30 protein-coding genes and 3 tRNA genes are annotated in these 25,190 nt (G+C 61.8%); 11 read left to right on the top strand and 22 right to left on the bottom strand.

Annotated features, from left to right (window positions below):
* The 5 genes from AB3G31_RS04345 (at window position 1) to AB3G31_RS04325 (ending at window position 3,714) form a co-directional block, all read left to right on the top strand.
* The gene (locus AB3G31_RS04345) at window positions 1–1,218 is read left to right on the top strand and encodes a type II secretion system F family protein (protein ID WP_367848982.1); all 1,218 of its coding nucleotides are present in this window, start codon (window positions 1–3) and stop codon (window positions 1,216–1,218) included.
* An 8-nt stretch (window positions 1,219–1,226) separates the two neighbouring features.
* Complete coding sequence (locus AB3G31_RS04340; RefSeq protein WP_367848981.1) at window positions 1,227–2,066, top strand: A24 family peptidase; 840 nt, start codon at window positions 1,227–1,229, stop codon at window positions 2,064–2,066.
* A 70-nt stretch (window positions 2,067–2,136) separates the two neighbouring features.
* Window positions 2,137–2,679, top strand: coding sequence for a dephospho-CoA kinase (gene coaE / locus AB3G31_RS04335; protein ID WP_367848980.1), 543 nt, complete (start codon window positions 2,137–2,139; stop codon window positions 2,677–2,679).
* A 21-nt stretch (window positions 2,680–2,700) separates the two neighbouring features.
* Entirely contained in the window at window positions 2,701–3,456 is a 756-nt protein-coding gene (gene zapD / locus AB3G31_RS04330) for a cell division protein ZapD (protein ID WP_367848979.1), read from the top strand.
* A 57-nt stretch (window positions 3,457–3,513) separates the two neighbouring features.
* A complete protein-coding gene (locus tag AB3G31_RS04325; protein ID WP_367848978.1) occupies window positions 3,514–3,714 on the top strand; it encodes a DNA gyrase inhibitor YacG in 201 nt (66 codons plus the stop codon).
* A 51-nt stretch (window positions 3,715–3,765) separates the two neighbouring features.
* Here the strand turns inward: AB3G31_RS04325 and AB3G31_RS04320 are convergent, their stop codons facing one another.
* From AB3G31_RS04320 to secA, 4 genes are all read right to left on the bottom strand, one after another.
* Window positions 3,766–4,233, bottom strand: a complete 468-nt coding sequence (locus AB3G31_RS04320) for an NUDIX domain-containing protein (protein ID WP_367848977.1) — start codon at window positions 4,231–4,233, stop codon at window positions 3,766–3,768.
* Window positions 4,230–5,108, bottom strand: a complete 879-nt coding sequence (locus tag AB3G31_RS04315) for an ATP-binding protein (protein ID WP_367848976.1) — start codon at window positions 5,106–5,108, stop codon at window positions 4,230–4,232. Before AB3G31_RS04315 ends, AB3G31_RS04320 begins: the two co-directional genes overlap by 4 nt.
* An 82-nt stretch (window positions 5,109–5,190) precedes the next feature.
* Window positions 5,191–6,420, bottom strand: coding sequence for a bifunctional glutamate N-acetyltransferase/amino-acid acetyltransferase ArgJ (argJ, locus tag AB3G31_RS04310; RefSeq protein WP_367848975.1), 1,230 nt, complete (start codon window positions 6,418–6,420; stop codon window positions 5,191–5,193).
* A 70-nt stretch (window positions 6,421–6,490) separates the two neighbouring features.
* Window positions 6,491–9,247 (bottom strand): preprotein translocase subunit SecA, encoded by a 2,757-nt coding sequence (gene secA, locus AB3G31_RS04305; protein WP_367848974.1) that lies wholly within the window; start codon window positions 9,245–9,247, stop codon window positions 6,491–6,493.
* A gap of 190 nt (window positions 9,248–9,437) precedes the next feature.
* Here secA and AB3G31_RS04300 point away from each other — a divergent pair, with 190 nt between their 5' ends.
* Window positions 9,438–9,758: a hypothetical protein gene (locus AB3G31_RS04300; protein ID WP_367848973.1), complete on the top strand. Its 321-nt coding sequence runs from the start codon at window positions 9,438–9,440 to the stop codon at window positions 9,756–9,758.
* 51 nt (window positions 9,759–9,809) lie between these two features.
* Here the strand turns inward: AB3G31_RS04300 and AB3G31_RS04295 are convergent.
* From AB3G31_RS04295 to petA, 6 genes are all read right to left on the bottom strand, one after another.
* Window positions 9,810–9,885, bottom strand: a tRNA-Thr gene (locus AB3G31_RS04295).
* A 53-nt stretch (window positions 9,886–9,938) separates the two neighbouring features.
* Entirely contained in the window at window positions 9,939–10,424 is a 486-nt protein-coding gene (locus tag AB3G31_RS04290) for a ClpXP protease specificity-enhancing factor (protein ID WP_367850289.1), read from the bottom strand.
* 22 nt (window positions 10,425–10,446) lie between these two features.
* On the bottom strand, window positions 10,447–11,058 hold the full coding sequence (locus AB3G31_RS04285) for a glutathione S-transferase N-terminal domain-containing protein (protein WP_056177195.1): 612 nt from the start codon (window positions 11,056–11,058) through the stop codon (window positions 10,447–10,449).
* Between the two features lie 98 nt (window positions 11,059–11,156).
* Entirely contained in the window at window positions 11,157–11,927 is a 771-nt protein-coding gene (locus AB3G31_RS04280) for a cytochrome c1 (RefSeq protein WP_367848972.1), read from the bottom strand.
* Between the two features lie 16 nt (window positions 11,928–11,943).
* The gene (locus AB3G31_RS04275; protein ID WP_367848971.1) at window positions 11,944–13,353 is read right to left on the bottom strand and encodes a cytochrome bc complex cytochrome b subunit; all 1,410 of its coding nucleotides are present in this window, start codon (window positions 13,351–13,353) and stop codon (window positions 11,944–11,946) included.
* A 7-nt stretch (window positions 13,354–13,360) separates the two neighbouring features.
* Complete coding sequence (gene petA / locus AB3G31_RS04270) at window positions 13,361–13,960, bottom strand: ubiquinol-cytochrome c reductase iron-sulfur subunit (protein ID WP_367848970.1); 600 nt, start codon at window positions 13,958–13,960, stop codon at window positions 13,361–13,363.
* Between the two features lie 207 nt (window positions 13,961–14,167).
* On the opposite strand from petA, the gene mscL reads away from it, so the two are divergent.
* On the top strand, window positions 14,168–14,596 hold the full coding sequence (gene mscL / locus AB3G31_RS04265) for a large conductance mechanosensitive channel protein MscL (protein WP_367848969.1): 429 nt from the start codon (window positions 14,168–14,170) through the stop codon (window positions 14,594–14,596).
* 72 nt (window positions 14,597–14,668) lie between these two features.
* Here the strand turns inward: mscL and pdxA are convergent, their stop codons facing one another.
* Window positions 14,669–15,700 carry a 4-hydroxythreonine-4-phosphate dehydrogenase PdxA gene (gene pdxA / locus AB3G31_RS04260; protein ID WP_367848968.1) on the bottom strand — a complete coding sequence of 344 codons (1,032 nt, stop codon included), beginning with the start codon at window positions 15,698–15,700 and terminating at the stop codon, window positions 14,669–14,671.
* Window positions 15,700–16,458 (bottom strand): Nif3-like dinuclear metal center hexameric protein, encoded by a 759-nt coding sequence (locus AB3G31_RS04255; RefSeq protein ID WP_367848967.1) that lies wholly within the window; start codon window positions 16,456–16,458, stop codon window positions 15,700–15,702. The genes pdxA and AB3G31_RS04255 overlap by 1 nt, the downstream gene beginning before the upstream one ends.
* 38 nt (window positions 16,459–16,496) lie before the next feature.
* Between AB3G31_RS04255 and AB3G31_RS04250 the strand changes: the two genes are divergently transcribed.
* Window positions 16,497–17,648: a S1C family serine protease gene (locus AB3G31_RS04250; RefSeq protein ID WP_367848966.1), complete on the top strand. Its 1,152-nt coding sequence runs from the start codon at window positions 16,497–16,499 to the stop codon at window positions 17,646–17,648.
* Window positions 17,649–17,705: 57 nt separating this feature from the next.
* Here the strand turns inward: AB3G31_RS04250 and tatC are convergent, their stop codons facing one another.
* From tatC to hisI, 7 genes are all read right to left on the bottom strand, one after another.
* Window positions 17,706–18,500: a twin-arginine translocase subunit TatC gene (tatC, locus tag AB3G31_RS04245; protein WP_367848965.1), complete on the bottom strand. Its 795-nt coding sequence runs from the start codon at window positions 18,498–18,500 to the stop codon at window positions 17,706–17,708.
* A 64-nt stretch (window positions 18,501–18,564) separates the two neighbouring features.
* On the bottom strand, window positions 18,565–19,032 hold the full coding sequence (gene tatB / locus AB3G31_RS04240; protein ID WP_367848964.1) for a Sec-independent protein translocase protein TatB: 468 nt from the start codon (window positions 19,030–19,032) through the stop codon (window positions 18,565–18,567).
* A 15-nt stretch (window positions 19,033–19,047) separates the two neighbouring features.
* A complete protein-coding gene (tatA, locus tag AB3G31_RS04235) occupies window positions 19,048–19,284 on the bottom strand; it encodes a Sec-independent protein translocase subunit TatA (RefSeq protein ID WP_367848963.1) in 237 nt (78 codons plus the stop codon).
* A gap of 79 nt (window positions 19,285–19,363) precedes the next feature.
* Window positions 19,364–19,732 carry a histidine triad nucleotide-binding protein gene (locus tag AB3G31_RS04230; RefSeq protein WP_367848962.1) on the bottom strand — a complete coding sequence of 123 codons (369 nt, stop codon included), beginning with the start codon at window positions 19,730–19,732 and terminating at the stop codon, window positions 19,364–19,366.
* Window positions 19,729–20,124 (bottom strand): DUF4870 family protein, encoded by a 396-nt coding sequence (locus AB3G31_RS04225; protein ID WP_367848961.1) that lies wholly within the window; start codon window positions 20,122–20,124, stop codon window positions 19,729–19,731. Before AB3G31_RS04225 ends, AB3G31_RS04230 begins: the two co-directional genes overlap by 4 nt.
* On the bottom strand, window positions 20,121–20,501 hold the full coding sequence (locus AB3G31_RS04220) for a phosphoribosyl-ATP diphosphatase (protein ID WP_367848960.1): 381 nt from the start codon (window positions 20,499–20,501) through the stop codon (window positions 20,121–20,123). The genes AB3G31_RS04225 and AB3G31_RS04220 overlap by 4 nt, the downstream gene beginning before the upstream one ends.
* Before the next feature lie 5 nt (window positions 20,502–20,506).
* Window positions 20,507–20,920, bottom strand: coding sequence for a phosphoribosyl-AMP cyclohydrolase (gene hisI / locus AB3G31_RS04215; protein WP_367850288.1), 414 nt, complete (start codon window positions 20,918–20,920; stop codon window positions 20,507–20,509).
* 93 nt (window positions 20,921–21,013) lie between these two features.
* Between hisI and gmk the strand changes: the two genes are divergently transcribed.
* The 3 genes from gmk to AB3G31_RS04200 all read left to right on the top strand — a co-directional run bounded on the left by gmk (window position 21,014) and on the right by AB3G31_RS04200 (window position 24,258).
* Entirely contained in the window at window positions 21,014–21,634 is a 621-nt protein-coding gene (gene gmk / locus AB3G31_RS04210) for a guanylate kinase (RefSeq protein ID WP_367848959.1), read from the top strand.
* 50 nt (window positions 21,635–21,684) lie between these two features.
* Window positions 21,685–21,888, top strand: coding sequence for a DNA-directed RNA polymerase subunit omega (gene rpoZ / locus AB3G31_RS04205; RefSeq protein ID WP_295955342.1), 204 nt, complete (start codon window positions 21,685–21,687; stop codon window positions 21,886–21,888).
* A gap of 213 nt (window positions 21,889–22,101) precedes the next feature.
* Entirely contained in the window at window positions 22,102–24,258 is a 2,157-nt protein-coding gene (locus AB3G31_RS04200; RefSeq protein ID WP_367850287.1) for a bifunctional (p)ppGpp synthetase/guanosine-3',5'-bis(diphosphate) 3'-pyrophosphohydrolase, read from the top strand.
* Here AB3G31_RS04200 and greB read toward each other — a convergent pair.
* The 3 genes from greB to AB3G31_RS04185 all read right to left on the bottom strand — a co-directional run bounded on the left by greB (window position 24,255) and on the right by AB3G31_RS04185 (window position 25,130).
* A complete protein-coding gene (greB, locus tag AB3G31_RS04195; protein WP_367848958.1) occupies window positions 24,255–24,824 on the bottom strand; it encodes a transcription elongation factor GreB in 570 nt (189 codons plus the stop codon). The genes AB3G31_RS04200 and greB overlap by 4 nt on opposite strands.
* 75 nt (window positions 24,825–24,899) lie before the next feature.
* Window positions 24,900–24,976 (bottom strand) — tRNA-Arg (locus AB3G31_RS04190).
* Window positions 24,977–25,053: 77 nt separating this feature from the next.
* A tRNA-Arg gene (locus AB3G31_RS04185) sits at window positions 25,054–25,130 on the bottom strand.
* Between the last annotated feature and the right edge of the window lie 60 nt (window positions 25,131–25,190).

The following is a 25,190-nucleotide window of genomic DNA, read 5'->3' as shown; positions in this document are numbered from 1 at the left end:
ATGGCAACAGCCGCGTCCAGCACAATCAAAGAATTCGTCTTCGAATGGGAAGGCAAGGACCGCAACGGCAAGCAGGTTCGTGGCGAGACACGCGCATCGGGCGAAAACCAGGTCACTGCGTCGCTGCGCCGCCAAGGGGTGTTTCCGACCAAAATTAAAAAGCGCCGCATGCGCTCGGGCAAGAGCATCAAGCCCAAGGACATCGCCATCTTCACCCGCCAGCTGGCCACCATGATGAAGGCCGGTGTGCCCTTGCTGCAAGCGTTTGACATTGTGGGCCGCGGCAATGCCAATGCCAGCGTCACCAAGCTGCTCAACGACATCCGCCAGGACGTGGAGACCGGTAGCTCACTGAGCGCGGCCTTCCGCAAATTTCCGCTGTACTTCAATAGCCTGTACTGCAACCTGGTCGAAGCGGGTGAAGCCGCCGGTATCCTGGAAGCCCTGCTGGACCGCCTGGCCGTCTACATGGAGAAGACCGAAGCCATCAAGTCCAAGATCAAATCGGCCCTGATGTACCCCATCTCCGTGGTGGTGGTGGCGTTTGTGGTGGTGGCAGTCATCATGATCTTTGTGATTCCGGCGTTCAAGGAAGTGTTCAGCAGCTTCGGTGCCGACCTGCCTGCGCCCACGCTGTTCATCATTGCAGTGAGTGAAATTTTCGTCAGGTATTGGTGGCTGATCTTTGGCGGCATTGGCGGCGGGCTTTACTTTTTCATGCAGGCCTGGCAACGCAACATCAAGATGCAGCAGGTCATGGACCGCATCATGCTGAAATTGCCGGTGTTTGGTGTACTGGTCGAAAAGTCCTGCATCGCCCGCTGGACGCGCACCCTGTCCACCATGTTTGCCGCCGGTGTCCCACTGGTGGAGGCGTTGGATTCCGTGGGTGGCGCTTCGGGCAATTCGGTGTTCGAGCTCGCCACCGACCGTATCCAGCAAGAGGTGTCTACCGGCACCAGCCTGACCACGGCCATGGGCAACGCCAAGATCTTTCCGTCCATGGTGCTGCAAATGTGCTCCATCGGCGAAGAATCCGGCTCCATCGACCACATGCTGGGCAAGGCGGCAGACTTTTACGAGGCCGAGGTGGACGACATGGTGGCGGGCTTGTCCAGCCTGATGGAGCCCATCATCATCGTGTTTCTGGGCACCATCATCGGCGGCATCGTGGTGTCGATGTACCTGCCGATCTTCAAGCTGGGCCAAGTCGTCTGATGCCGGACATGCAATGGGCAGCCGCCCTGCTGGGGGGGCTTTTCGGGCTGGTGTTGGGCAGCTTTCTGAATGTGGTGGTCTACCGCATGCCCAAGATCATGGAGCGGCAGTGGGCCGCCGACCACGCCGAGATGCAGGGTACCGAACCCGATCCGGCCACCGCCCAGCCATTCAACCTGCTGGTGCCGCACTCCAGCTGCCCGCACTGTGGCCACGCGATCCGCTGGTATGAAAACATCCCCGTTGCCAGCTACCTGGCCCTGCGTGGCAAATGCTCGGCCTGCCGCGTGCCCATCAGCCCGCGCTACCCGGGGGTCGAGATCGCCACCGCAGCCTTGTTTTTTTTCTGCATCTGGACGTGGGGGCCTACGGTCACCGGCCTGGCCTGGTGCGGTTTTGCAGCGGCCCTGCTGAGTCTGGCGCTGATCGACTGGGACACTACCCTGCTGCCCGACGACATCACCCTGCCGCTGCTGTGGGCCGGGTTGGTCGGTGCGTCGCTGCAGTGGACCGGCGTGCCCTTGTTTGCCGCGCTGTGGGGTGCTGTGGCGGGCTACCTGTCGCTGTGGACGATCTACTGGCTCTTCAAGCTGCTGACCGGCAAGGAAGGCATGGGCTACGGCGACTTCAAGCTGTTTGCCGCGCTGGGCGCCTGGTTTGGCTGGGAGGCGCTGGTGCCCATGATTTTGATGGCTTCGGTGATCGGTGCCATGGTGGGCATCGCCATGAAGTTCAGCAGCGGCCTGCGCGAAGGTGGCTACATCCCGTTTGGCCCTTTTCTGGCGGGGGCGGGCCTGACGGCCATGGTCTTCGGGCCCAATGCCATCCTGCGTTTTGTCGGTTTGTAAGGCCATGCCAGACTGCCTTCGGCTCGGACTCACCGGCGGCATTGGCAGTGGAAAAAGCACGGTAGCGCTGATGCTGCAAGCACGAGGCGCTATTATTATTGATGCAGACGCAATTTCGCGCCAGACCACGGCAGCGGCGGGCTCGGCCATCCCGGCGGTCCGTGCGGCCTTTGGAGCAGACGCTATCACCGCCGACGGTGCCATGGACCGGGAGCGCATGCGTGCCCTCGTCTTTGCCGACCCTGGCGCCAAAAAGCAGCTGGAAGCCATCGTCCACCCCCTGGTCGGCCAGGAGATTGCGGCGCAGTTCCAGCAGGCACGCGCTCGCGGTGCCCGCTGCGTGGTATTCGACATCCCCTTGCTGGTCGAATCCGGCCACTGGAAAGACCGGCTCGACCAGGTGCTGGTGGTGGACTGCACGGTAGACACCCAGGTGGCCCGCGTCATGGCGCGCAGCGGTATGGCAGAGGCGGCCGTGCGTGCCATCATCCAGACCCAGGCCAGCCGGGCCCAGCGCCTGGCGGTGGCCGACGTGGTCATCCTCAACGACGGCCTGACGCTGGAACAGCTGCGCCTGGAGGTCGAAAAAGTCGCCCCGCGGTTCGGGCTATGATGCCGCCACTGGAAAAACCGCGTGATCCTCTACGAATACCCCTTTAACGAACGCATACGCACCTATTTGCGGCTGGAGCACCTGTTTCGGCGCCTGGGGGAACTGGTGCCCCGCAGCCACCCGCTGGACCACCATTACGCGCTGACCACCATCTTTGAAGTGATGGACGTGGCGGCCCGCGCCGACCTCAAGTCTGACGTGATGCGCGATCTGGAAAAGCAAAAGGTCATCCTCAACGGCTACCGGGGCAACCCCTCGATTGCCGAAGAGGTGCTGGACGCTGTGATCGCCCAGCTTGACCGCTGCTACACCGCCCTACACGAGCAACCCGGTAAGGCCGGCCATGCACTGACCGAAAACGACTGGCTCATGGCCCTGCGCAGCCGCGTGGGCATTCCCGGGGGCACCTGCGGTTTTGACCTGCCCGCCTACGCCGCCTGGCAGCACAAACCCGCCGACGTGCGCCGCCACGCCATCGAGCAGTGGGCCTCCACCCTGGCGCCGCTGGCCGAGTCCATCCACCACCTGCTGAAGATGCTGCGCGACTCGGGCGCGCCGCAAAAAGTCATCGCCCTCGGCGGCCAGTTCCAGCAAAACCTGCCGCAAGGCCGCACCTACCAACTGCTGCGACTGCGTATCGACCCGGCGCTGAACCTGATTCCCGAAATCAGCGGCAACCGCCTGATGGTGTCGGTGCGCATGATGCGCCACGAAGCCGACGACCGCCTGCATGCCTGCAGCGAGGATGCTTCTTTTGAACTGACTTTGTGCGCCTAACTTGGATGGACTTGGGTGCAGAGCACCCCAAGCCATAAAAGTTCTTTCACTTTAACCATGACAGACACACCGCAAAAATGGGTCGCCTGCCCCACCTGCAAAGGCAAAAGCCTGTTTGCCCCGAGCAACGCCTTCCGCCCGTTTTGCAGTGAACGCTGCAAAAACATCGACTTCGGTGCCTGGGCCAGCGCCAGTTTCAGCTTGACCGCCGATGCGCCACCCGACGACCAGGTGTTTGGCGATGCACGGCTGCAATGAATTTATAAGAAATAAGGCTCCAGCGCTGATTCCATAAGCGTGAGCAGCTCCTTAATATGTAGCACCCGCAAAATCACGCTCGGCAGCCAGCCAACCCAGCACCGGCACGGTGCCGGGCAAGACCGGGCCGACTTGCAGCGGCAAGGACTGCCAGGCATGGGTTTGGCCCTCGCGCATCTCCAACGTGCCCGTCCAGGCAAACACCTTGCAGAAATGCAACCGCACCAGGGAGTGTGGGTAGTCCACCAGCTCCACCTTCCAGTGCTGGGCGGGGCCGATGGTGATGCCCAGTTCTTCCACCAGCTCGCGGCGCAGGGCCTGCTCCACGGTTTCTCCCGCCTCCAGCTTGCCGCCGGGAAATTCCCAGTAGCCCGCGTAGACCTTGCCTTTGGGCCGCGAAGTCACCAGAAAGTCGCCGTTGGCTTGCACCAGCACACCCACGGCCACGTCGACAATGGCGCGGTCGGGTCCGCCTTCACGGGGGCGATGGGCATCGGCGACCAGGGGTTGGGCGCTCATGCGGACACGGCGTGCTGGCCTGCATAGTCGCGCGCAAACTGGTAGGCCACGCGGCCACTGCGCGAACCGCGCTCCAGCGCCCAGACCAGCGATGCGCCCCGGGCCGCGGCAATCGCTGCGGCATCCACGCCAAACGACTGCAGCCACTGGGCCACGATGGCCAGGTACTCGTCCTGGGTAAAGGGGTAGAAGCTGACCCACAGGCCAAAACGCTCGGACAGGGAAATCTTCTCTTCCACCACCTCGCCGGGATGCACTTCGCCATCCTCGGTGTGGGTGTAGGTGAGGTTTTCCTTCATGTACTCGGGCAGCAGGTGGCGGCGGTTGCTGGTGGCGTAGACCAGCACATTGGGCGTGGACGCGGCCACCGAGCCGTCCAGGATGGACTTCAGCGCCTTGTAGCCGGGCTCGCCGTCGTCAAAGCTCAGGTCGTCGCAGTAGACGATGAACTTCTCGGGCCGGTCGGCCACCACGTCCACGATGTCGGGCAGATCGACCAGATCCGCCTTGTCCACCTCGATCAGGCGCAGGCCCTGGGGCGCGTAGGTGTTCAGGCAGGCTTTGATCAGCGAAGACTTGCCGGTGCCGCGCGCGCCCGTCAGCAGCACGTTGTTGGCCGGTTTGCCCTCCACGAACTGCAATGTGTTGCGCTGGATCTTCTCCTTCTGGATGTCGATCTCTTTCAGGTCGGCCAGGGCCATGTGGCCGATGTGGCGCACCGGCTCCAGCACGCCGTGGCCGTTGCCCCGGCGGCGGTAGCGGTAGGCGATGGCGGCATTCCAGTCGGGCGCAGTCACCGGCTGGGGCAGCGCAGCCTCGATGCGCTGCATGAGCTGCTCGGCGCGGTCCATGAGGCGTTCAAATGCGGCGTTCATGAACGGACTCCCGCCGGGCCGCCCCAAGGGAGGCCAGCCCCCTCAGGGGGCAGCGAATACACGAAGTGATGGGCGTGGGGGTTCATGATCTGTAATCCGCATTGATCGTGACGTACTCGTGGCTGAAATCGCAGGTCCAGACGGTATCCACCGCCGTGCCACGGCCCAGGCCCACGCGCACGGTGATTTCGCTTTGCTTCATCACGCGCTGGCCGTCTTCTTCGCGGTAGCTGGGGTTGCGCCCGCCGTTGACCACCACGTGCACGTCGTCGAGAAACAGGTCGATACCCGTTTGGTCCAGGTCAGTGATGCCTGCGTAGCCCACGGCGGCCAGGATGCGGCCCAGGTTGGGGTCGCTGGCGAAAAAGGCGGTTTTGACCAGGGGCGAATGGGCGATGGCATAGGCGGCCAGGCGGCATTCTTCGGCCGTCTTGCCGCCTTCGACACGCACGGTGATGAATTTGGTGGCCCCTTCACCGTCGCGCACGATGGCCTGGGCCAGTTGCTGGGCGACTTGCTGCATCGCGGCCTTCAGGGCACGGCCATCGGCGCTGTCCATGGAGGTGATGGGCGCGTGGGCGGCCTTGTGGGTGGCGATGACCACGAATGAGTCGTTGGTGGAGGTGTCGCCGTCAATGGTGATGCGGTTGAAGGAGGCATCGGCCAGGTCTTTGGCCAGCTGCCCCAGCAAAGCCTGGTCCACGCAGGCGTCGGTGGCCATGAAGCCCAGCATGGTGGCCATGTTGGGGCGGATCATGCCCGCGCCCTTGCTGATGCCGGTGACGGTGACCGTCTTGCCGCCGATCTGCACCTGGGTGCTGAAGGCTTTGGCAATGGTGTCGGTGGTCATGATGGCCTCAGCGGCTCGGCCCCAGTGGTCGGCACGGGCATCGGCCAGAGCGGCGGGCAGCCCGGCGTTGATGCGCTCATGCGGCAGGGTTTCCATGATCACGCCGGTAGAAAACGGCAAAATTTGTTCGGGGGCCAGGTCCAGGTGCTGGGCCAGCGCGATGCAGGTGGACTTGGCGCGCATCAGCCCGTCGTGGCCCGTGCCCGCATTGGCATTGCCGGTGTTGACCAGGATGGCGCGGATGCCCACACCCAGCGCCAGGTGCTCGCGGCAGATCTGCACCGGGGCGGCGCAGAAGCGGTTTTGGGTGAACACACCCGCCACCGACGCGCCCTCTTCCAGCAACACCACGGTCAAGTCCTTGCGGTTCACCTTGCGGATACCCGCCTCGGCGATGCCCAGCAGGACGCCGGGAACAGGGTGCAGGCCAGCGGGATCGGGAGCAGACAGGTTAACGGGCATGGTGGGCTTTCAAAAGGGCATGGACATGTGAAAAACGGGCCGAAGCCCGTTGCAAAACCAACAGCGATGCTTAGGCCAATTTGCCGTGGCACAGCTTATATTTGTTGCCACTGCCACAGGGACAGGGGTCGTTGCGGCCAACGCGGGGTACATTGGCGGCCGTCTGCACGCCGCGGGCTGGCGCATCGGTGCGGACCTCGACTTCGCCGGTTTCGGTGGGCGCGGTGTAGGTCACGTTGGCGATGCTCTCGCCGCGGTTTTCCATGGCTTCGGCGGCTTCGCCGAGTTGCTCGTTGGACTGCACCTTGACCGTCATCAGCACCTTGGTCACGTCGTTCTTCACCGCGTCCAGCAACTGGCCAAACAGCTCGAAGGCTTCGCGCTTGTATTCCTGTTTGGGCTGCTTCTGCGCGTAGCCACGCAAATGGATGCCCTGGCGCAGGTAGTCCAGCGAGCTCAGGTGTTCACGCCAGTGGGTATCGATGCTTTGCAGCAGCACCATGCGTTCGAACTGGGTGAAGTTCTCGCCACCCACCTGGTCGACCTTGGCCTGGAAGGCGGTGTTGGCGGCGGTCAGCACGGTTTCCAGAATGTCTTCGTCGGTAATGGCGCTGGCGGATTCAACCTGCGCACGCAAAGCCAAGGCCAGCTGCCATTCGTCCTGCATGGTTTTTTCCAGGCCGGCGATGTCCCACTGCTCTTCGACCGTCTCGGGCGGTACAAACTGGTGCACCACATCGGCCACACAGCCTTCGCGCAGAGAGGCGATCTGGGCGGTCAGGTCTTGCGCGTCCAGAATCTCATTGCGCTGCTGGTAGATCACTTTGCGCTGGTCGTTCGACACGTCGTCGTATTCCAGCAGCTGCTTGCGCACGTCGAAGTTGCGGGCTTCCACCTTGCGCTGGGCGCTTTCAATGCTGCGGGTGACGATGCCGGCTTCAATGGCTTCACCATCGGGCATTTTCAGGCGGTCCATGATGGACTTGACCCGGTCCCCGGCAAAGATGCGCATCAGCGGATCGTCCAGGCTCAGGTAGAAGCGCGACGAACCAGGGTCGCCCTGGCGGCCCGAGCGGCCGCGCAACTGGTTGTCGATACGGCGGGATTCGTGGCGTTCGGTGGCAATGATGCGCAGGCCGCCGAGCGCTTTCACGGCTTCATGGTCAATGGTCCATTGCGCGCGCACCCGCTCGACCTCGGCGGCTTTGGCCGCATCGTCGAGCGCGGGGTTGGCCTCGACGGCCTTGATCGCCATTTCCAGGTTGCCGCCCAGCACGATGTCGGTACCACGACCTGCCATGTTGGTGGCGATGGTGATCATCTTGGGGCGACCGGCCTGGGCCACGATATCGGCTTCACGGGCGTGCTGCTTGGCGTTGAGCACCTGGTGCGGCAGTTGGGCGTCGTTGAGCAGGCGGTCGATGATTTCCGAGTTTTCGATCGAGGTGGTACCCACCAGCACGGGCTGGCCGCGCTCATAGCATTCGCGGATGTCCTTGATGGCGGCTTCGTATTTCTCGCGCGTGGTCTTGTAGACGCGGTCGAGCTGGTCTTCGCGGCGGCTGACGCGGTTGGGCGGAATCACCACGGTCTCTAAACCGTAGATTTCCTGGAATTCGTAGGCTTCGGTATCGGCCGTGCCGGTCATGCCGGACAAACGGCCATACAGGCGGAAGTAGTTCTGGAAGGTAATGGAGGCCAGCGTCTGGTTTTCGGCCTGGATTTCCACGCCTTCCTTGGCTTCCACCGACTGGTGCAGGCCTTCACTCCAGCGACGGCCCGACATCAGGCGGCCGGTGAACTCGTCAACGATGACGATTTCGCCGTCTTGCACCACATAGTGCTGGTCGCGGTGGTACAGGTGGTTGGCCCGCAGCGCGGCGTACAGGTGGTGCATCAGGGTGATGTTGGCCGGGTCGTACAGCGACGCGCCTTCGGGCAGCAGACCGTGCTCGACCAGGATGCGCTCGGCGTTTTCATGGCCGTCTTCGGTCAGGAACACCTGGTGCGATTTTTCGTCCAACGTGAAGTCGCCGGGCTTGGTGACGCCCTCACCGGTGCGCGGATCGGCCTCGCCTTCCTGGCGGGTCAGGAAAGGGATGATCTTGTTGATCGCAATATAGGTGGCGGTATGGTCTTCGGCCTGGCCGCTGATGATCAAGGGGGTGCGGGCCTCGTCGATCAGGATGGAGTCCACCTCGTCCACGATGGCGTAGTTCAGGCCGCGCTGCACGCGGTCGCGCACCTCGTAGACCATGTTGTCGCGCAGGTAGTCAAAGCCGTATTCGTTGTTGGTGCCGTAGGTGATATCAGCGGCGTAGGCAGCCTGCTTTTCTTCGCGCGGCATATTGGGCAGGTTGACACCGACGGTCAGGCCCAGGAAGTTGTACAGGCGCTCCATCCAGCGTGCGTCGCGGTTGGCCAGGTAGTCGTTTACCGTGACCACATGCACGCCCTTGCCGGACAGCGCATTCAGGTACACCGGCAGCGTAGCGGTCAGGGTCTTGCCTTCACCGGTGCGCATTTCAGAGATCTTGCCGTTGTGCAACGACATGCCGCCCAGCATCTGCACATCGAAATGCCGCATCTTCATGACCCGCTTGGAGCCTTCGCGCACCAGGGCAAAAGCCTCCGGCAAGATGGCATCCAATGTTTCACCCCCGGCCACCCGCTGCTTGAAGGACAGCGTCATTTCACGCAGCGCCTCGTCGGACAGCTTTTCATACTGTGGCTCCAACGCATTGATCACTTCGAGCGTTTTGCGGTACTGTTTCAACAAACGCTGGTTACGGCTGCCGAAAATTTTGGTCAGAAAGTTGGTGGTCATGGATGCGAGACCGCCACCGCCGCAGAAGCCGGGGGGTGGCGATCGAAATTCCTAAATAATCTTGGAGTCAGATGAGGCTTTGACAGCAAAAGTCAACCCTTGGGGGCCAGTTTGCAATCCACAGCCTTGGGATTTTACTATCTGCCAGCACAGGCCAAAAAGCCGGTGCGGCTGTGATAATTGGCCCACCATGCGCCAAAGCAACCGCTCCTTCACGCTGCTGCAAGCCGCAGCCGACTCGCCCACCCTGGCCCGCCTTTCGGCCTTGGCGCAAGACTCCAACGACCGGCTCAAGGCCGTCAAAACCCTGATCCCCGAAACCCTGTGGTCGGCCATCCAGCCCGGGCCGATCGACGGCGCCAGCTGGTGCCTGCTGGTCAACAGCAATGCCGCATCGGCCAAGCTGCGGCAATTGACACCCGCACTGCTGGCGCATTTGCGCACCAAAGGCTGGGACGTGACGGCGCTGCGCATCAAAGTGCAAATGCGCGGCGCCCTGCCGCGGACATAACGCGGACATAAAAAAAGGTTCTGGCCATTTCTGGACAGAACCTTTTAGGAGTGGTGCCGATTGTCGGAGTCGAACTGACGACCTTCCGCTTACAAGGCGGGTGCTCTACCAACTGAGCTAAATCGGCGAACTTCGTATTTTACCGAACCGAATGGGCCGTTTTGACGGCACTACGATTTTTTACTTGATGCGTTTGAGCGCCGGGCGCGGTCCGCCCGCGGGCCGCGGCGGCTCGGGCGGCTCGTCGCCACCGGGCTCCACTGGCGACAAGGGAACCACTTTTGAGGTGGTATCGGGCACCCCGGCCAGCGTAAATGGCTTGGCGGGCTCTTCCGGGGTAGCCGCCACCGGCGACGGAAAAGCCATGCCTTGCCCGTTTTCACGGGCATAAATCGCAATCACCCGGCCAATCGGCACCAGAATCTCACGCGGCGTACCCGCAAAACGGGCTTTGAACTCGATGAAGTCGTTGCCCAGCTTGAGCGAGCTGGTCGCATCGAAGCTGATGTTGAGCACGATTTCACCGTCTTTCACGTACTCGCGCGGAACCTGCACCGAGTCGTCCACCAGCACCGCCACGTACGGTGTCAGACCGTTGTCGGTACACCACTCGTAGAGAGCGCGGATCAGGTAGGGACGGGTGGAGGTCGAATCCAGGGCTTGCATGGTGGACAACAGTGGCTCCGAATTACTTGCGCATCACTTTTTCGGACGGCGTCAGCGCTTCGATGTAGGCCGGGCGCGAGAAGATGCGCTCGGCGTATTTCAGCAGCGGTGCGGCGTTCTTGCTCAGGTCGATGCCATAGAAGTCCAGACGCCACAGCAGCGGCGCAATCGCCACGTCGAGCATCGAGAAGTTTTCACCCAGCATGTACTTGTTTTTCAGGAACACGGGGGCGAGTTGGGTCAGGCGGTCGCGGATGTGGGCGCGGGCTTTCTCCAGGGCTTTTTCATTGCCCTTGGAAGCGCGGGACTCCAGCAGGCCAACGTGCACAAACAGTTCCTTCTCGAAGTTGAGCAGGAACAGGCGCACACGGGCGCGGTCCACCGGGTCGCCGGGCATCAGCTGGGGGTGCGGGAAGCGCTCGTCGATGTACTCGTTGATGATGTTCGACTCGTACAGAATCAGGTCGCGCTCTACCAAGATCGGCACCTGGCCGTACGGGTTCATCACGCTGATGTCTTCGGGCTTGTTGTAGAGGTCTACGTCGCGGATCTCGAAGTCCATGCCTTTTTCAAACAAGACGAAACGGCAGCGGTGGGAAAAAGGGCAGGTCGTGCCTGAGTACAACACCATCATGATGGGGGCTCCTAAAAATCAAAAAGAGTGGGACGCCAGTGCAGCCCACTCTGTGTGGCCCAAACACGGTGTTCGGGCCTCGTTGGGGTAGATGGGGTCTACTTCACGTCTTTCCAGAACGCGGCATTCAATCGCCAGGCGAAGAAAGTAAACACCAGCAAGAACAGCAGCACCCATACGCCCACACGGACGCGGGTGTTTTGGGCGGGTTCGGCCATCCACTGCATGTAGCTAACCAGGTCGCCCACGGCTTGCTCGTATTGCAACGGGGTCATCTTGCCGGGGGTGACTTGCTCCCAGCCCTTGAATACCTGGACCGCATGGCCGTGCTCTTCCACTTCCTGGTAAACGGGCTTGCGCTCGCCTTGCAGTTCCCACAGCACATGCGGCATGCCCACATTGGGGAACACCATATTGTTCCAGCCGGTGGGCTTGGAAGCATCGGGGTAGTAGCTGCGCAGGTAGGTGTAGAGGTAGTCGGCACCGGTGCCGCCGTGGCCCGAACGCGAGCGCGTGATCAGGGTCAGGTCGGGCGGATTGGCACCGAACCATTCCTTGGCCTGGCCCGGATCGATGGCGGCTTTCATGGTGTCGCCCACCTTGGTGGTGGCAAACAGCAGGTTGTCCTTGATCTGCTGCTCGGTCAGGCCAATGTCGCGCAGGCGGTTATAGCGCATGAAGGCCGCCGAATGGCAGCTCAGGCAGTAGTTGACGAACAGCTTGGCGCCGTTTTGCAGCGATGCCAGGTCGTTGGTCTTGTTGGGGGCCTTGTCCCAGGCAATGGTGTCGCCACCCGATGCATGGACAACCGAGGTTGCACCGAAGGACAAGGTCAGGGCTGCGAGTACGCCGAGAATCAGTTTTTTCATGGTCAGAATCTCCGGCTTAGTGCGCAGTGAAGGTAATGCGACTGGGCACCGGCTTGGGTGTACCCAAACGACTCCACCACGGCATCAGCAGGAAAAACCCGAAATAGAACAGGGTGCCCACCTGGGAAACACGGCCGCCAAGGTCCGACGGTGGCTGCACTCCCAGATAACCCAGCACCAGGAAATTGACGACAAACACGGCATACACGTACTTGTGCCAGCTCGGACGGTAACGGATCGACTTCACCGGGCTATTGTCCAGCCAGGGCAGGAAGAACAAGATCACGACCGCGCCGCCCATGGCGACCACGCCCCAGAACTTGGCGTCGATGTTCAGCATCATGGCGACCACCCCGACGGCAACCACCACGATGATGGCCTTGACGAAGGCTGGCAGCTTGAACTTGACCACCGACAGCAGCGCACCGCCCACCACGCAGGCAATCAGGGCGTACATCATTTCGCTGGTAATGGCGCGCAGCATCGAATAGAACGGCGTGAAGTACCAGACCGGGGCGATGTGCAGCGGAGTCTTGAGCGAATCGGCCGGGATGAAGTTGTTGTACTCCAGGAAGTAGCCGCCAAATTCGGGTGCGAAGAAGATGATGGCGGTGAACACCATCAGGAACACGCTGACCGCAAAAATGTCATGCACCGAGTAGTACGGGTGGAAAGGAATGCCGTCCAACGGGTGGCCTTCGGCATCCTTGGGGGCGTTGGGGCCCTTGATTTCCACGCCGTCGGGGTTGTTGGAGCCGACTTCGTGCAGCGCAATGATGTGCGCCGCCACCAAGCCCAGCAGCACCAGCGGCACGGCAATCACGTGGAAGCTGAAGAAGCGGTTCAGGGTGGCATCGCCCACCACGTAGTCACCACGGATCAGCAGCGCCAGATCAGGACCGACGAAAGGAATGGCGGAGAACAAATTGACGATCACCTGGGCGCCCCAGTAGCTCATCTGGCCCCAGGGCAACAGGTAACCCATGAAGGCCTCGGCCATCAGGCATAAGAAAATCGCGCAGCCAAACACCCACACCAGCTCGCGCGGCTTGCGGTACGAACCGTACAGCAGACCGCGGAACATGTGCAGATACACCACCACAAAGAAGGCTGACGCCCCGGTGGAGTGCATGTAGCGGATCAGCCAGCCCCAGGGCACATCGCGCATGATGTACTCGACCGAGGCAAACGCCAGGTTCGAATCCGGCTTGTAATGCATCACCAGAAAGATGCCGGTGACGATTTGCAGCACCAGCACCAGCAGCGACAGCGAGCCAAACACGTACCAGAAGTTGAAATTTTTCGGTGCGTAGTACTCGGACATGTGCTCTTTGTAGAGCTTGCTGGCCGGAAAGCGGTTGTCTACCCAGTTCAGCAGCTTTTCAGGCGCGCTGGCGTTGGGCGAGATCTCTTTGAATGTAGCCATATATCCCTCAAGCCTTCTTGTCTTCGCCGATCAGCAGCCGGGTATCGGAGAGATACATGTGCGGCGGCACCGGGAGGTTGTCGGGAGCAGGCTTGTTCTTGAAAACGCGGCCCGCCATATCGAAAGTAGAGCCGTGGCAGGGGCACAGGAAGCCACCCTCCCAGTCGTTGGGGAGCGAAGCCTGCGGGCCTGGCGTGAACTTGTCCGACGGCGAGCACCCCAGGTGTGTGCAGATGCCCACCACCACCAGAAACTCCGGCTTGATGGAGCGGCCCACGTTGCGGGCGTACTCCGGGGTGAACTCGGACGGGTTGCGCAAGGACTGGGGATCGGCCAGTTGGCCGTCCAGCTTGGGCAACTCGGCCACCTGCTCGGGCGTGCGGCGCAGGATCCAAACGGGTTTGCCGCGCCACTCCACGGTCATTTTCTCGCCCGGTTTCAGGGCGGAAATATCCGCTTCAACGGCAGCTCCGGCGGCTTTGGCGCGCTCTGAGGGCTGGAATGTACTCACGAAAGGGATGGCGGTAGCTACGCCACCCACCGCACCGGCGCAACCGGATGCGATCAACCACGTCCGCTTGCTGGTGTCGACTGGGGTGTCACTCATGGGGGTCCTCAAAATCATCACTCGTTTGGGGTCAACCGCGGATTGTAGCGGAGCGGTTCAGGCCGACTTCACGTGCCTGCAACACTTTATGCCGGGTGTCGAGGGCATTTTGTGGACAATACTGACCTGCATCAATTTTCGTGGACCCGGTTGCGCGGCACACTGGGCTACGGAAGTTATTCAACGTTAACCAACAAAGGGGCTTTTATGGGCATGATGGCTGAATTCAAGGAGTTTGCAGTCAAGGGCAATGTGATCGATCTCGCCGTGGGCGTGATCATTGGCGGTGCCTTCGGCAAGATTGTGGATTCGGTGGTGGCCGATCTGATCATGCCGGTGGTGGGGATGGTGTTTGGGAAGATCGATTTCTCCAGCCTGTTCATCGTGCTGGGCAAGGTGCCCGAAGGCACCAGCATGGCGCTGGCAGACCTGAAAAAAGCCGGTGTGCCGGTGTTTGCCTACGGCAACTTCCTCACCGTGGCGGTGAACTTTGCAATCCTGGCCTTCATCATCTTCATCATGGTCAAACAGATCAACCGCCTGAAGAAAGAAGAGCCGGCTGCGCCCGCCGCCGCACCGGTCACGCCCGAAGACGTGCTGCTGCTGCGCCAGATCCGCGACAGCCTGAAAAAATAAGAATATTTCAAGCACTACATTTTTAGTAGCTGCTTACGCCCTCTGCTGTAGCGGTAGAGGGCTTTTTTATTTCTAAAATTTGCTGAGTGTGCGTGCCATGCGCAACGCGGCGATCAGGCTGGACGCGTCGGCCACGCCGGTGCCCGCAATATCGAATGCGGTGCCGTGGTCCGGGCTGGTGCGCACCAGGGGCAGGCCCAGGGTCACGTTCACGCCCTGCTCCACCCCCAGGTACTTGACCGGAATCAGCCCCTGGTCGTGGTACATGGCCACCACCACATCAAACTCTCCCGGTTGGCCGTGTTTGGCGCGGGCACGCATGAACACGGTGTCGGGCGCAAACGGGCCGTGCACGTCCAGCCCCTCGGCGCGGGCGGCCTGCAGGGCGGGCACGATGGTGTCGATTTCCTCGCGGCCAAACAAGCCACCCTCGCCCGCGTGCGGGTTCAGCCCGGCCACGCCGATGCGCGGCGCCCGGCCCAGGGCGGCGCCGACCGCACGGTGGGTGATGCGCAGGGTTTGCAATACGTTGTCGAAAGTCACGGCCTCGATGGCCTGGCGCAGCGACAGGTGGATGCTGACCAGCACGGTACGCAGTTCGTCGTTGGCCAGCATCATGCGCACCGGTACGTCCTGCAAGGCCTTGCCCAGGTAGGCAGCGGCCTCGAATTGCAGCAGCTCGGTGTGGCCGGGGTACGGTAGGCCTGCCGCCGCCAGCGCCTCTTTGTGCAGCGGTGCCGTGACCAGCGCAGCCAGCTCGCCCTGCAGCGTGGCGCGGCAGGCCCACAGCACGCAATCGGCGGCTACTTTTCCAGCCAAACTGCTGATTTGGCCATATGGAATGGGCGCAAGCAGCTCCGTTATCTGTAGCACCGGAATGCACTGCGGCGGCACGCTCCAGACCTCGGCAGGTGTCGCCACCAGGGCCACCGGCAGCGCGGGCTGGCCGGGGCCGCTGACCAGGGCGCTGGCGCGGCGCAGCGTGCCCACATCGCCCGCGACGAAGCAGCCACGGGTGGCATCCGGCGCGTCGCGGAAGGCCTTGGCGATGGTTTCGGGGCCGATCCCCGCAGGGTCGCCCAGGGTGATGGCAATGGGTTTCATCAGGCGGGGTTGTCTATGTCGATAAAAGTGTGCGCCAGCCCGAACTGGGCTGCCACGTGGCCCGCCACTGCCGGTGCACCGTAGCGCTCGCTGGCGTGGTGGCCGCAGGCAATGAAGGCCACGCCGCATTCGCGGGCGTAATGGGCCTGGGGTTCGGAGATTTCGCCGGTGATGAAGGCATCGGCCCCGGCGGCGATGGCGGCCTCAAAGTAACTCTGCGCGCCGCCGGTGCACCATGCTATTTTTTTAATAGCTGTTTGTGCTGGTGCTATCAGCACGGGAGACCGATTTAATTGTTTTCCTATGTGGGCTGCCAAATCCTGGGCGGACGCAAATGCACCGCCGTCGCGGCGCTGCCCCAGGAAGCCCAGGTCGTTGTCACCGAAGCAGCCCACGCCCTCCAGCCCCAGTTGCAGACCCAGCTGCGCGTTGTTGCCCAGCGTGGGGTGTGCGTCCAGCGGCAGGTGGTAGGCGTAGAGGTTGATGTCGTGGCGCAGCAGCAGGGCCAGGCGCTGCTTCATCCAGCCGGTGACGGTGCCGCTCTGGCCGCGCCAGAACAGGCCATGGTGCACAAAAATTGCATCGGCCTGCGCCGCCACGGCGGCTTCGATCAAAGCCAGGCTGGCGGTGACACCCGAGACGATGTGGCGAAGCTCGGTTTTGCCCTCGACCTGCAGGCCGTTGGGCCCGTAGTCCTTGAAGCGGGCAGGTTGCAGCAGATCGTCAAATGCGGACAGTACAGCGGGTTGGTGGGCCATATGCCGAATTGTGGTCCAAGTTCAAGGACAATCTGCGCATGAAACGCTTTTGGCTCCTCTTTTCCCAGTCGGTCACCATCTTGTTGGCGGCTTATTTCGTGGTGGGCACACTCAAGCCCGAATGGCTGGGAAAGCGGCCTTTCAGCGGCTCCAGCATCTCGCTGATCGAAGCGCCCGCCCCTGGCCTCGGTAACGCCGGCCCGGCCGCGGGCGGCAGCTTCAGCGCCGCCGCCAAAAAGGCCTCGCCTGCGGTGGTCAGCATCAACACCAGCAAAATGGCCGAACGCGATCCGCGCACCGACGACCCCTGGTTCAAGTTCTTCTTTGGAGAGCGCGGCGCGCAGGCCCAGGTGGGCCTGGGCAGCGGCGTGATCGTCAGCCCGGAAGGCTACATCCTGACCAACAACCACGTGGTCGAAGGCGCGGACGCCATCGAGGTCACGCTCAACGACAGCCGCCACGTGCAGGCGCAGGTGATTGGCACCGACCCCGATTCCGACCTGGCCGTGCTGAAAATCCAGCTCGACAAGCTGCCAGTGATGGTGCTGGGCAGCTCCGACGCGTTGCAGGTGGGCGACCAGGTGCTGGCCATCGGCAACCCGTTTGGCGTGGGCCAGACGGTCACCAGCGGCATTGTCAGCGCGCTGGGCCGCAACCAGCTGGGTATCAACACCTTCGAGAACTTCATCCAGACCGACGCGGCCATCAACCCCGGCAATTCGGGCGGTGCACTGGTGGACGTGAGCGGCAACCTGATGGGCATCAACACCGCCATCTACTCGCGCTCGGGGGGCAGCATGGGCATCGGCTTTGCCATTCCGGTGTCTACCGCCAAGCTGGTGCTGGAAGGCATCGTCGCCGACGGCCAGGTCAAGCGCGGCTGGATCGGCGTGGAGCCCAGCGACCTGTCGCCCGAGCTGGCCGAAACCTTTGGCGTGAAGGCCGACCACGGTGTGATCATCACCGGCGTGCTGCAAAACGGCCCGGCGGCACAAGCGGGCATCCGCCCGGGCGACGTGATCGTGCAGGTGGCCAGCAAGCCGGTGAACAATGTGTCGGAGCTGCTGACCAGCGTGGCCATGCTGCAACCCGGCAAAACATCCAGTTTCAGCGTGCTGCGCCAGGACCGGCAATTGGCACTGGAAGTGACCCCGGGGCTGCGTCCCAAGCCGAAGCAGGTGGAACGCTGACACTACAAATTTAATAGCTGCCCACGCTTATGGAATAAGCGTGGGCAGCCAATTTAGCTAAGATTTTGTAGCAGAGGCTTCTTCGTCCGGAGCCTGGGTGTGCTTGATGAAAATCTGCGCCGCCCAGATGCCCACCTCGTACAGCAGGCACATGGGAATGGCCAGCGCCAGTTGCGACACCACGTCCGGCGGGGTCACGATGGCGGCCACAATGAACGCCAGCACCACAAAGTAGCCGCGGAAAGCCTTGAGCTTGTCAATGCTGACCAGGCCCATACGGGCCAGCACCACCACCACAATCGGCACCTCGAAGGCCATGCCAAAGGCCAGGAACATGGTGAGCACAAAGCTCAGGTAGGCCTCGATGTCGGGCGTGGCCTTGATGGTGGACGGCGCAAAGTTCTGGATGAACTTGAACACCTGGCCAAACACGAAAAAGTAACAAAACGCCACGCCAATGAAGAACAGCAGCGTGCTCGACACCACCAGGGGCAGCACCAGCTTCTTTTCGTGCGAGTACAGGCCTGGCGCCACAAAGGCCCACACCTGCCACAGCACAAAGGGCAAGGCCAGCATCAGCGCCACCATGAACATCACCTGCAGCGGCACCAGAAACGGCGAAATCACCGAAGTGGCGATCAAGGTACTGCCTGCGGGCATGGTGGCAACCAACGGAGCCGCCAGCATGTCGTACAGCCGCGCGGGGCCGGGGTACAGCGCTAGCCCCCCGGCGGCCACCATGACGGCAATCAGCGCCTTGACCAACCGGTCGCGTAGCTCCACCAGATGCTGCACAAAGGGCTGCTCGGTTCCGGCTAGTTCGTCGTCGGGGCTTTTGTGGGGATCGGACATGGGGCTTTACACCGGGCTTGGCCCAGAATGACACCGAGGCCAAAAGGCCCCAGGTTGTTGATTTTTAAGTAATGTGGGAACTGGGCTTGGGCCGGTAGCGGGCCACGCGGGCCGCACCCGACAATGCCTTGGTACGCACCCCGGCACGGGCCTTGAACCACTGTGGCGTGGCACCGACCTTGGTGCGCCAGCGCTTGTGCGGCAGCTTGTATTCGGGGTAGGTGGTGTAGGCATCGTCTGCCAACGCCGGGGTGGCATCGGTTTCTGACCACTGTTTCTCGAAGTCGCTGGCGTTGGTCTGGATGGACTGGTGCACGTCGCGCGCCGCACCTTCCATCGTTTCCTTCATCTTCTTGAGCTCGTCCAGATCCATGGAGCGGCTGACTTCCGCCTTCACATCGGCCACGTAGCGCTGGGCCTTGCCCAGCAGCGTGCCGACGGTGCGGGCCACACGCGGCAGCTTTTCCGGCCCGATGACGATCAACGCCACCGCGCCGATCAGCGCCATCTTGGAAATGCCGAGGTCAATCACGGATTGCTAACCGGCTCAGGACTTGGTCTTGGCTTCGACATCGATGGTGTTCTTTTGCGCCGCAGCGCTGGCCGACACCTGCGCCGTGGGCTTGTCGTCATCTGCCGACGCTGCGCCGTCCTTCATGCCATCCTTGAAGCCCTTGACCGCGCCCCCCAGATCGCTGCCCATGTTCTTCAGCTTCTTGGTGCCAAACACCATCACCACGATCAACAGCACGATCAACCAATGCCAAATAGAAAATGAACCCATGGAATAACTCCTAACAAAGTGTTGCTGATTTTAGTCGGCGCAGATGACGGTCTTTACCGCCCCCACGATGCCCCTGGCACTAACCCTTGAGCCAGGGACGTGGCCCGCCGATGACATGCAGGTGCAAATGGTGCACTTCCTGCCCGCCATCATCCCCCGTATTCACCATCACCCGAAACCCCCCTTGCGGGTAGGGTCTGCAGCCCTCTTGGGCCGCCAGCTGGGGCGCCAGCACCATCATGCGCCCCAACAGGGCACTGTGCTCGGGCTGCACCTGCGACATCGACGGGATATGCACCTTGGGAATCAGTAAAAAGTGCACCGGCGCCCAGGGATGGATGTCGTGGAAGGCCAAAAGTTCGGCATCTTCGTACACTTTTTTGGATGGAATCTGGCCTGCAATGATTTTGCAAAACAGGCAATTCGGGTCATGTGCCAGTGCGCTCATACGGCATCTCCGACGGCCTGGCTGGCGTTCATGGCCACCATGCCCCGCACGATGCGGTACAGAAACCACAGCGAAATCAGGCCCCAGGCGATCCAGCCGGGCACGATGAACAAAAACCACAGCGGTGCCGTCACCACGTACAGCACACCGGCCCACAGCACCGAGCGGATGCGCCAGCTGAAATGGCTGGCCTGCCAGGTGCCCTCGGCCTCGCTCTTTTTCACCAGGTCGAGCACCAGCGCCACGATCAGCAACACCGCACCCGGCTGCGCGCCCGGCACCACTGCGCCGACGGCCACCACCAGGTGCAGCAAATAGCTGACCCAGCCCACGGTTTTCAGGTTCTGGGCTTTTTCGCTGTCAATGGCGCGCACGTCGATGATGTCGCTCATGGGGACTCCGCTTCTCGGTTTAAAACTTTGCGCAAAGCCTTTTCTTCGATGCCGCTGGTGCCTTCGCGGCGCTCCAACTCGGCCAGCACGTCGGCGGGGCTGAGGCCAAAGTGCGCCAGCGCCACCATGGAGTGGAACCACAGATCGGCCACCTCACCCACCAGCTTGGCTTGCAGCGCGGGGGTGTTGCCGCCGAATTCGGCATCCTTGGCCGCCATCACGGCCTCGGTGGCTTCTTCGCCGATTTTCTTCAGAAAGGCATCCGGCCCCTTGTGCAGCAGGCGGGCCACGTAACTGGAGCCGGGGTCGCCACCGTTAGCCGCCTTGCGGCTTTCGATGGTGGCGGCGAGTCGGGCCAGGGAATCGTTAGAGGTCATAGCCATTATTTGTAGATGGATTCCGGGTCTTTCAAGACCGGTTCGGTGGCTTTCCAGGCTTTGTCGCCTGCGGCGTTGGTGTCCAGCACGCTGAAGAAGCAGCTGTGGCGACCCGTGTGGCAGGCAATCCCGGGGGTGTGGCCCAGCTGCGTCACCTTGAGCAGCACCACATCGTTGTCGCAATCGAGCCGGATCTCGTGCACGGTTTGCACATGGCCCGACTCTTCGCCCTTGAACCACAGCCGGTTGCGCGAGCGGCTGAAATACACGGCACGCCCCAGGGCCGCGGTTTTTTCCAGCGCCTCGCGGTTCATCCAGGCGAACATCAGCACATCGCCGCTGCCAGCCTCTTGCGCAATCACCGGGACCAGCCCTTGGGCGTCCCATTTCACATCGTTTAACCAATTCATAGGCCGTATTGTGAGCGATTGCGCAAGCGCATCCCCACGGCTTGGGTGGCGGGGCAAATATAGAATGTGCCATTTTTTGACCACCTACACGGTGAACACAGCATGGACTACCCCGGAAATTTGATCGTCGTCGCCGCCCCCAGCGGTGCCGGAAAGTCCAGCCTGGTCAAGGCGCTCATGGAGCTGGATGCCAAGGTGCAGCCCTCGGTGTCGCACACGACCCGCGACCCGCGCGGCCAGGAAAAACACGGCCGTGAATATTTCTTTGTCTCGCAGTCGGAGTTCGATGCCATGGTGGCAGCCAACGCCTTCGTGGAGTGGGCCGAAGTGCATGGCAACCGCTATGGCACGTCCAAGAAAGCCATCGAAGAACGCATGGCCCAGGGCGCGGACGTGATTCTGGAAATCGACTTCCAGGGCGCGGTGCAGATCAAGGAAATTTTTGCCAATGCGGTGCTGATCTTCATCCTGCCGCCGAGCTGGGAAGAGCTGCGTTCACGGCTGGAGCGCCGCGGCGAAGATGCCCCGGATGTGATCGAACTGCGCCTGGCGAATGCCGCTGTTGAGATGGCGCAAGCCCATAAATTCGACTTCGTTATAATCAATGAGCTATTTGACCGGGCAGTTTTCGACCTGAAGACCATTGTGCATGCCCAGCGGCTCAAATTTACGGCACAGCGCCGTGCCCGAGCCGACACCTTCAAATCCCTAGGTATTTTTTAAGACTCGCACTGCGGTGCAAGTCGTGTTGCAAAAGTTTTCTGGAGAAATTCATGGCCCGTATCACCGTCGAAGATTGCCTGGTGCAAATCCCCAACCGTTTCCAGTTGGTGCTGGCCGCCACGTATCGGGCCCGCATGCTGAGCCAAGGCCATGCGCCCAAGATCGAAAGCAAGAACAAACCCGTGGTCACCGCCCTGCGCGAGATTGCTGCGGGCAAAGTCGGCATCGAGATGCTGAAAAAAGTACCCAACTGATCGCATTGGGCCCAAACCCACTTTAAAAGGCACCGTTTTGCGGTGCCTTTTTTGTTGCCCGCAAGGTAGATGCAAGGCTCAAGCTATATTCAAGCCATGAGTGACAAGCAATTTCCTGCCGACGGTTCGCCTCCCAAACCCCCCCATAAAAAGGGCGGGCATACGCCCAGTCCCGCGGCAGCCAACGCCGCCGCCGCCAGCTTTGCCGCGCTGATGGCCAACCTGCACTACCTGGATGCCGCCAGCGTGGAACATGTGCGCCAGGCCTACCGGTTTGCCGACGAGGCCCATCTGGGCCAGCTGCGCAACAGCGGCGAGCCCTACATCACCCACCCCATCGCCGTTGCCGCCCAGTGCGCCGCCTGGAAGCTGGATGCGCAAGCCCTGATGGCCGCCCTGCTGCACGACGCCATGGAAGACTGCGGCGTGACCAAGTCGGAGCTGATCGAGCGCTTTGGTGCCCCCGTGGCCGAGCTGGTCGATGGATTGACCAAGCTCGACAAGCTGCAATTCAACACCCGGGAAGAAAACCAGGCCGAGTCGTTTCGCAAAATGCTGCTGGCCATGGCCCGCGACGTGCGGGTGATTCTGATCAAGCTGGCAGACCGCACCCACAATATGCGCACCATGGGCGACATGCCGCGCTCCAAATGGGCGCGCATTGCTTCTGAAACCCTGGATATTTACGCCCCTATCGCCCACCGCCTGGGGCTGAACCAAACCTACCGCGAGCTGCAAGACCTGGCATTCCGCCATCTGCGACCCTGGCGTTACGCGATTTTGGCCAAAGCCGTGGCCAAAGCCCGCAACCGACGGCGCGACCTGGTGCAAAAAGTGCAGCAAGAAGTCGAGGCGGTGTTTGCACAAACCGGTATGCAGGTGCGTATTGCCGGGCGCGAAAAGACCATGTTTTCCATCTACCAGAAGATGGACGACAAGCACCTCACCTTCGCCCAGGTGACCGATATTTACGGCTTTCGGGTCATCGTGCAAAACGTGATCGACTGCTACACCGCCTTGGGCGTGCTGCACCAGCTCTACAAACCGGTGCCCGGCAAATTCAAGGACCACATCGCGATCGCCAAGCTCAACGGCTACCAGTCGCTGCACACCACACTGGTGGGCCCGTCCAGCGTCAATGTCGAATTCCAGATGCGCACCGAGGCCATGCACCTGGTGGCCGAATCGGGTGTGGCGGCGCACTGGCTCTACAAAAACAACGAGGCCGACAGCGCCACCGCCGAGCGGCTGGGCACCAAATGGCTGCAATCGCTGCTCGACATCCAGGACGAAACCCGCGACGCCGCCGAGTTCTGGGACCACGTCAAGGTTGATCTGTTTCCCGACGCGGTCTATGTGTTCACCCCCAAAAGCCAGATCATGGCCATGCCGCGCGGCGCCACGGTGGTGGACTTTGCCTACGCCATCCACAGCAATGTGGGTGACCGCACCGTGGCCGCCAAGATCAACGGCGAACAGGTGCCCCTGCGCACCGAGCTGCGCAACGGCGACATCATCGAAGTGATTACCGCACCCGTCTCGGCACCCAACCCCGCTTGGCTGGGCTTTGTGCGCACCGGCCGGGCGCGTTCCAAGATCCGCCACCATTTGAAAAGCATGGCGCAAACCGAGTCCGAGAGCATGGGCGAAAAGCTGCTGACCCAGGCGCTGCGCTCCGAAGGGCTGGAGCACTTGCCCGAAACCACGCCGGAGAGCCAGCCGATCTGGGACAAGCTGCTGCGCTTTACCGGCAACCGCACCCGCACCGAGCTGCTTACCGACATCAGCATGGGCAAGCGGGTGGCCAGTATCGTGGCCAAACGCCTGGTGCTGCTACTGACCGAAAACGGCGCCAAGCCCGACGCTTTGCTGCTGACCCGCGAGCGCTACACCGCGCACGAAAGCTATTCGCAAGGTGCCGTGGTGCTGGACGGCAGCGAAAACACCTCGGTGCAGTTTGCCCGCTGCTGCCGCCCGATTCCGGGTGACCCGATCGTGGGCTACCTGGGCCGTGGCGAAGGTCTGGTGGTGCACACCGCCGACTGCGCGGTGGCCAAGCGCCTGCAGTACAAGGACAGCGAACGCTTCATCGCGGTGGACTGGGCGGACGAGCCGGTGCGGCCTTTTGAGACCGGCGTGGTGGTGACGGTCAAGAACAGCAAAGGCGTGCTGGCCAAGGCCGCTGCCGCGCTCTCGGTCGCCGAAGTGGACATCACCCATGTGGACATGGGCCAGGAAGGCGACCAGGAAGCCACCGACATGCGGTTTCTGGTGTCGGTACGCGACCACGCCCACCTGGAACTGGCCCTGCGCCAGCTCAAGCGCACACCCTCGGTGTTGCGGGCAGTGCGGGCCAAACCGGCGGCTTAGACCGGCTTTGGGGGTGGATAGTCCACCCGCAGCACTTCAATGTCCTGCACCCCCACCGGGGACTGCATGCGCACCACATCGCCGACCCGGGCCTTCAGCAGCGCCCGGGCGATCGGCGACACCCAACTGACCTGCCCCTGCGCCGTGTCGGCCTCGTCGATTCCGTAGATGGTGATGGTGCGCTCCAGGCCCGAGGCATCTTCATACGCCACAGTGGCGCCGAAGAAAATCTGGTCGTTGCCAAAATGCACGCTGGGGTCCACCACCTCGGCGATTTCCAGACGCTTGGTCAGAAAGCGGATGCGCCGGTCGATCTCGCGCAGGCGCTTTTTACCGTAGATGTAGTCGCCGTTCTCCGAGCGGTCGCCGTTGCTGGCCGCCCAATAAATCACGTCCACGATCTTCGGGCGCTCCACCTCCATCAACTCGGTGAACTCCGCCCGCAGTCGGGCATAGCCCTGGGGGGTCATATAGTTCTTGCTGCCTGCCGGCAAGGGCGCGGGTGCCGGGCCGTCGCCGTCGTCGTCCTGGTCGGCATCGGTTTCGCGGGTAAATGCTTTGCTCATAAGCGGACTACCATACCGTGAAGTGGGTGCAAAAGTAAAAAGCCCGTTATCTTGCGATAACGGGCTTTTACATTTTGGTGCGGCTGGCAGGAATTGAACCCACGACCCCTTGGTTCGTAGCCAAGTACTCTATCCAACTGAGCTACAGCCGCTAAGAGTTTGATTTTACAACGGACTCTCATCCGTCGAGTAAAAAGCCCGTAACCTCACGGCTACGGGCTTCTACATTTGGTGCGGCTGGCAGGAATTGAACCCACGACCCCTTGGTTCGTAGCCAAGTACTCTATCCAACTGAGCTACAGCCGCTAAGCTTACGATTCTACAACGGATTTTGGCTTGTAGTAAAGCTGGTTGAGAAAAATGCGG

The sequence above is a fragment of the Rhodoferax sp. WC2427 genome, assembly GCF_040822085.1.
GTDB lineage: Bacteria > Pseudomonadota > Gammaproteobacteria > Burkholderiales > Burkholderiaceae_C > Rhodoferax_B.
This window is presented reverse-complemented; position numbering and strand designations above follow the sequence as displayed.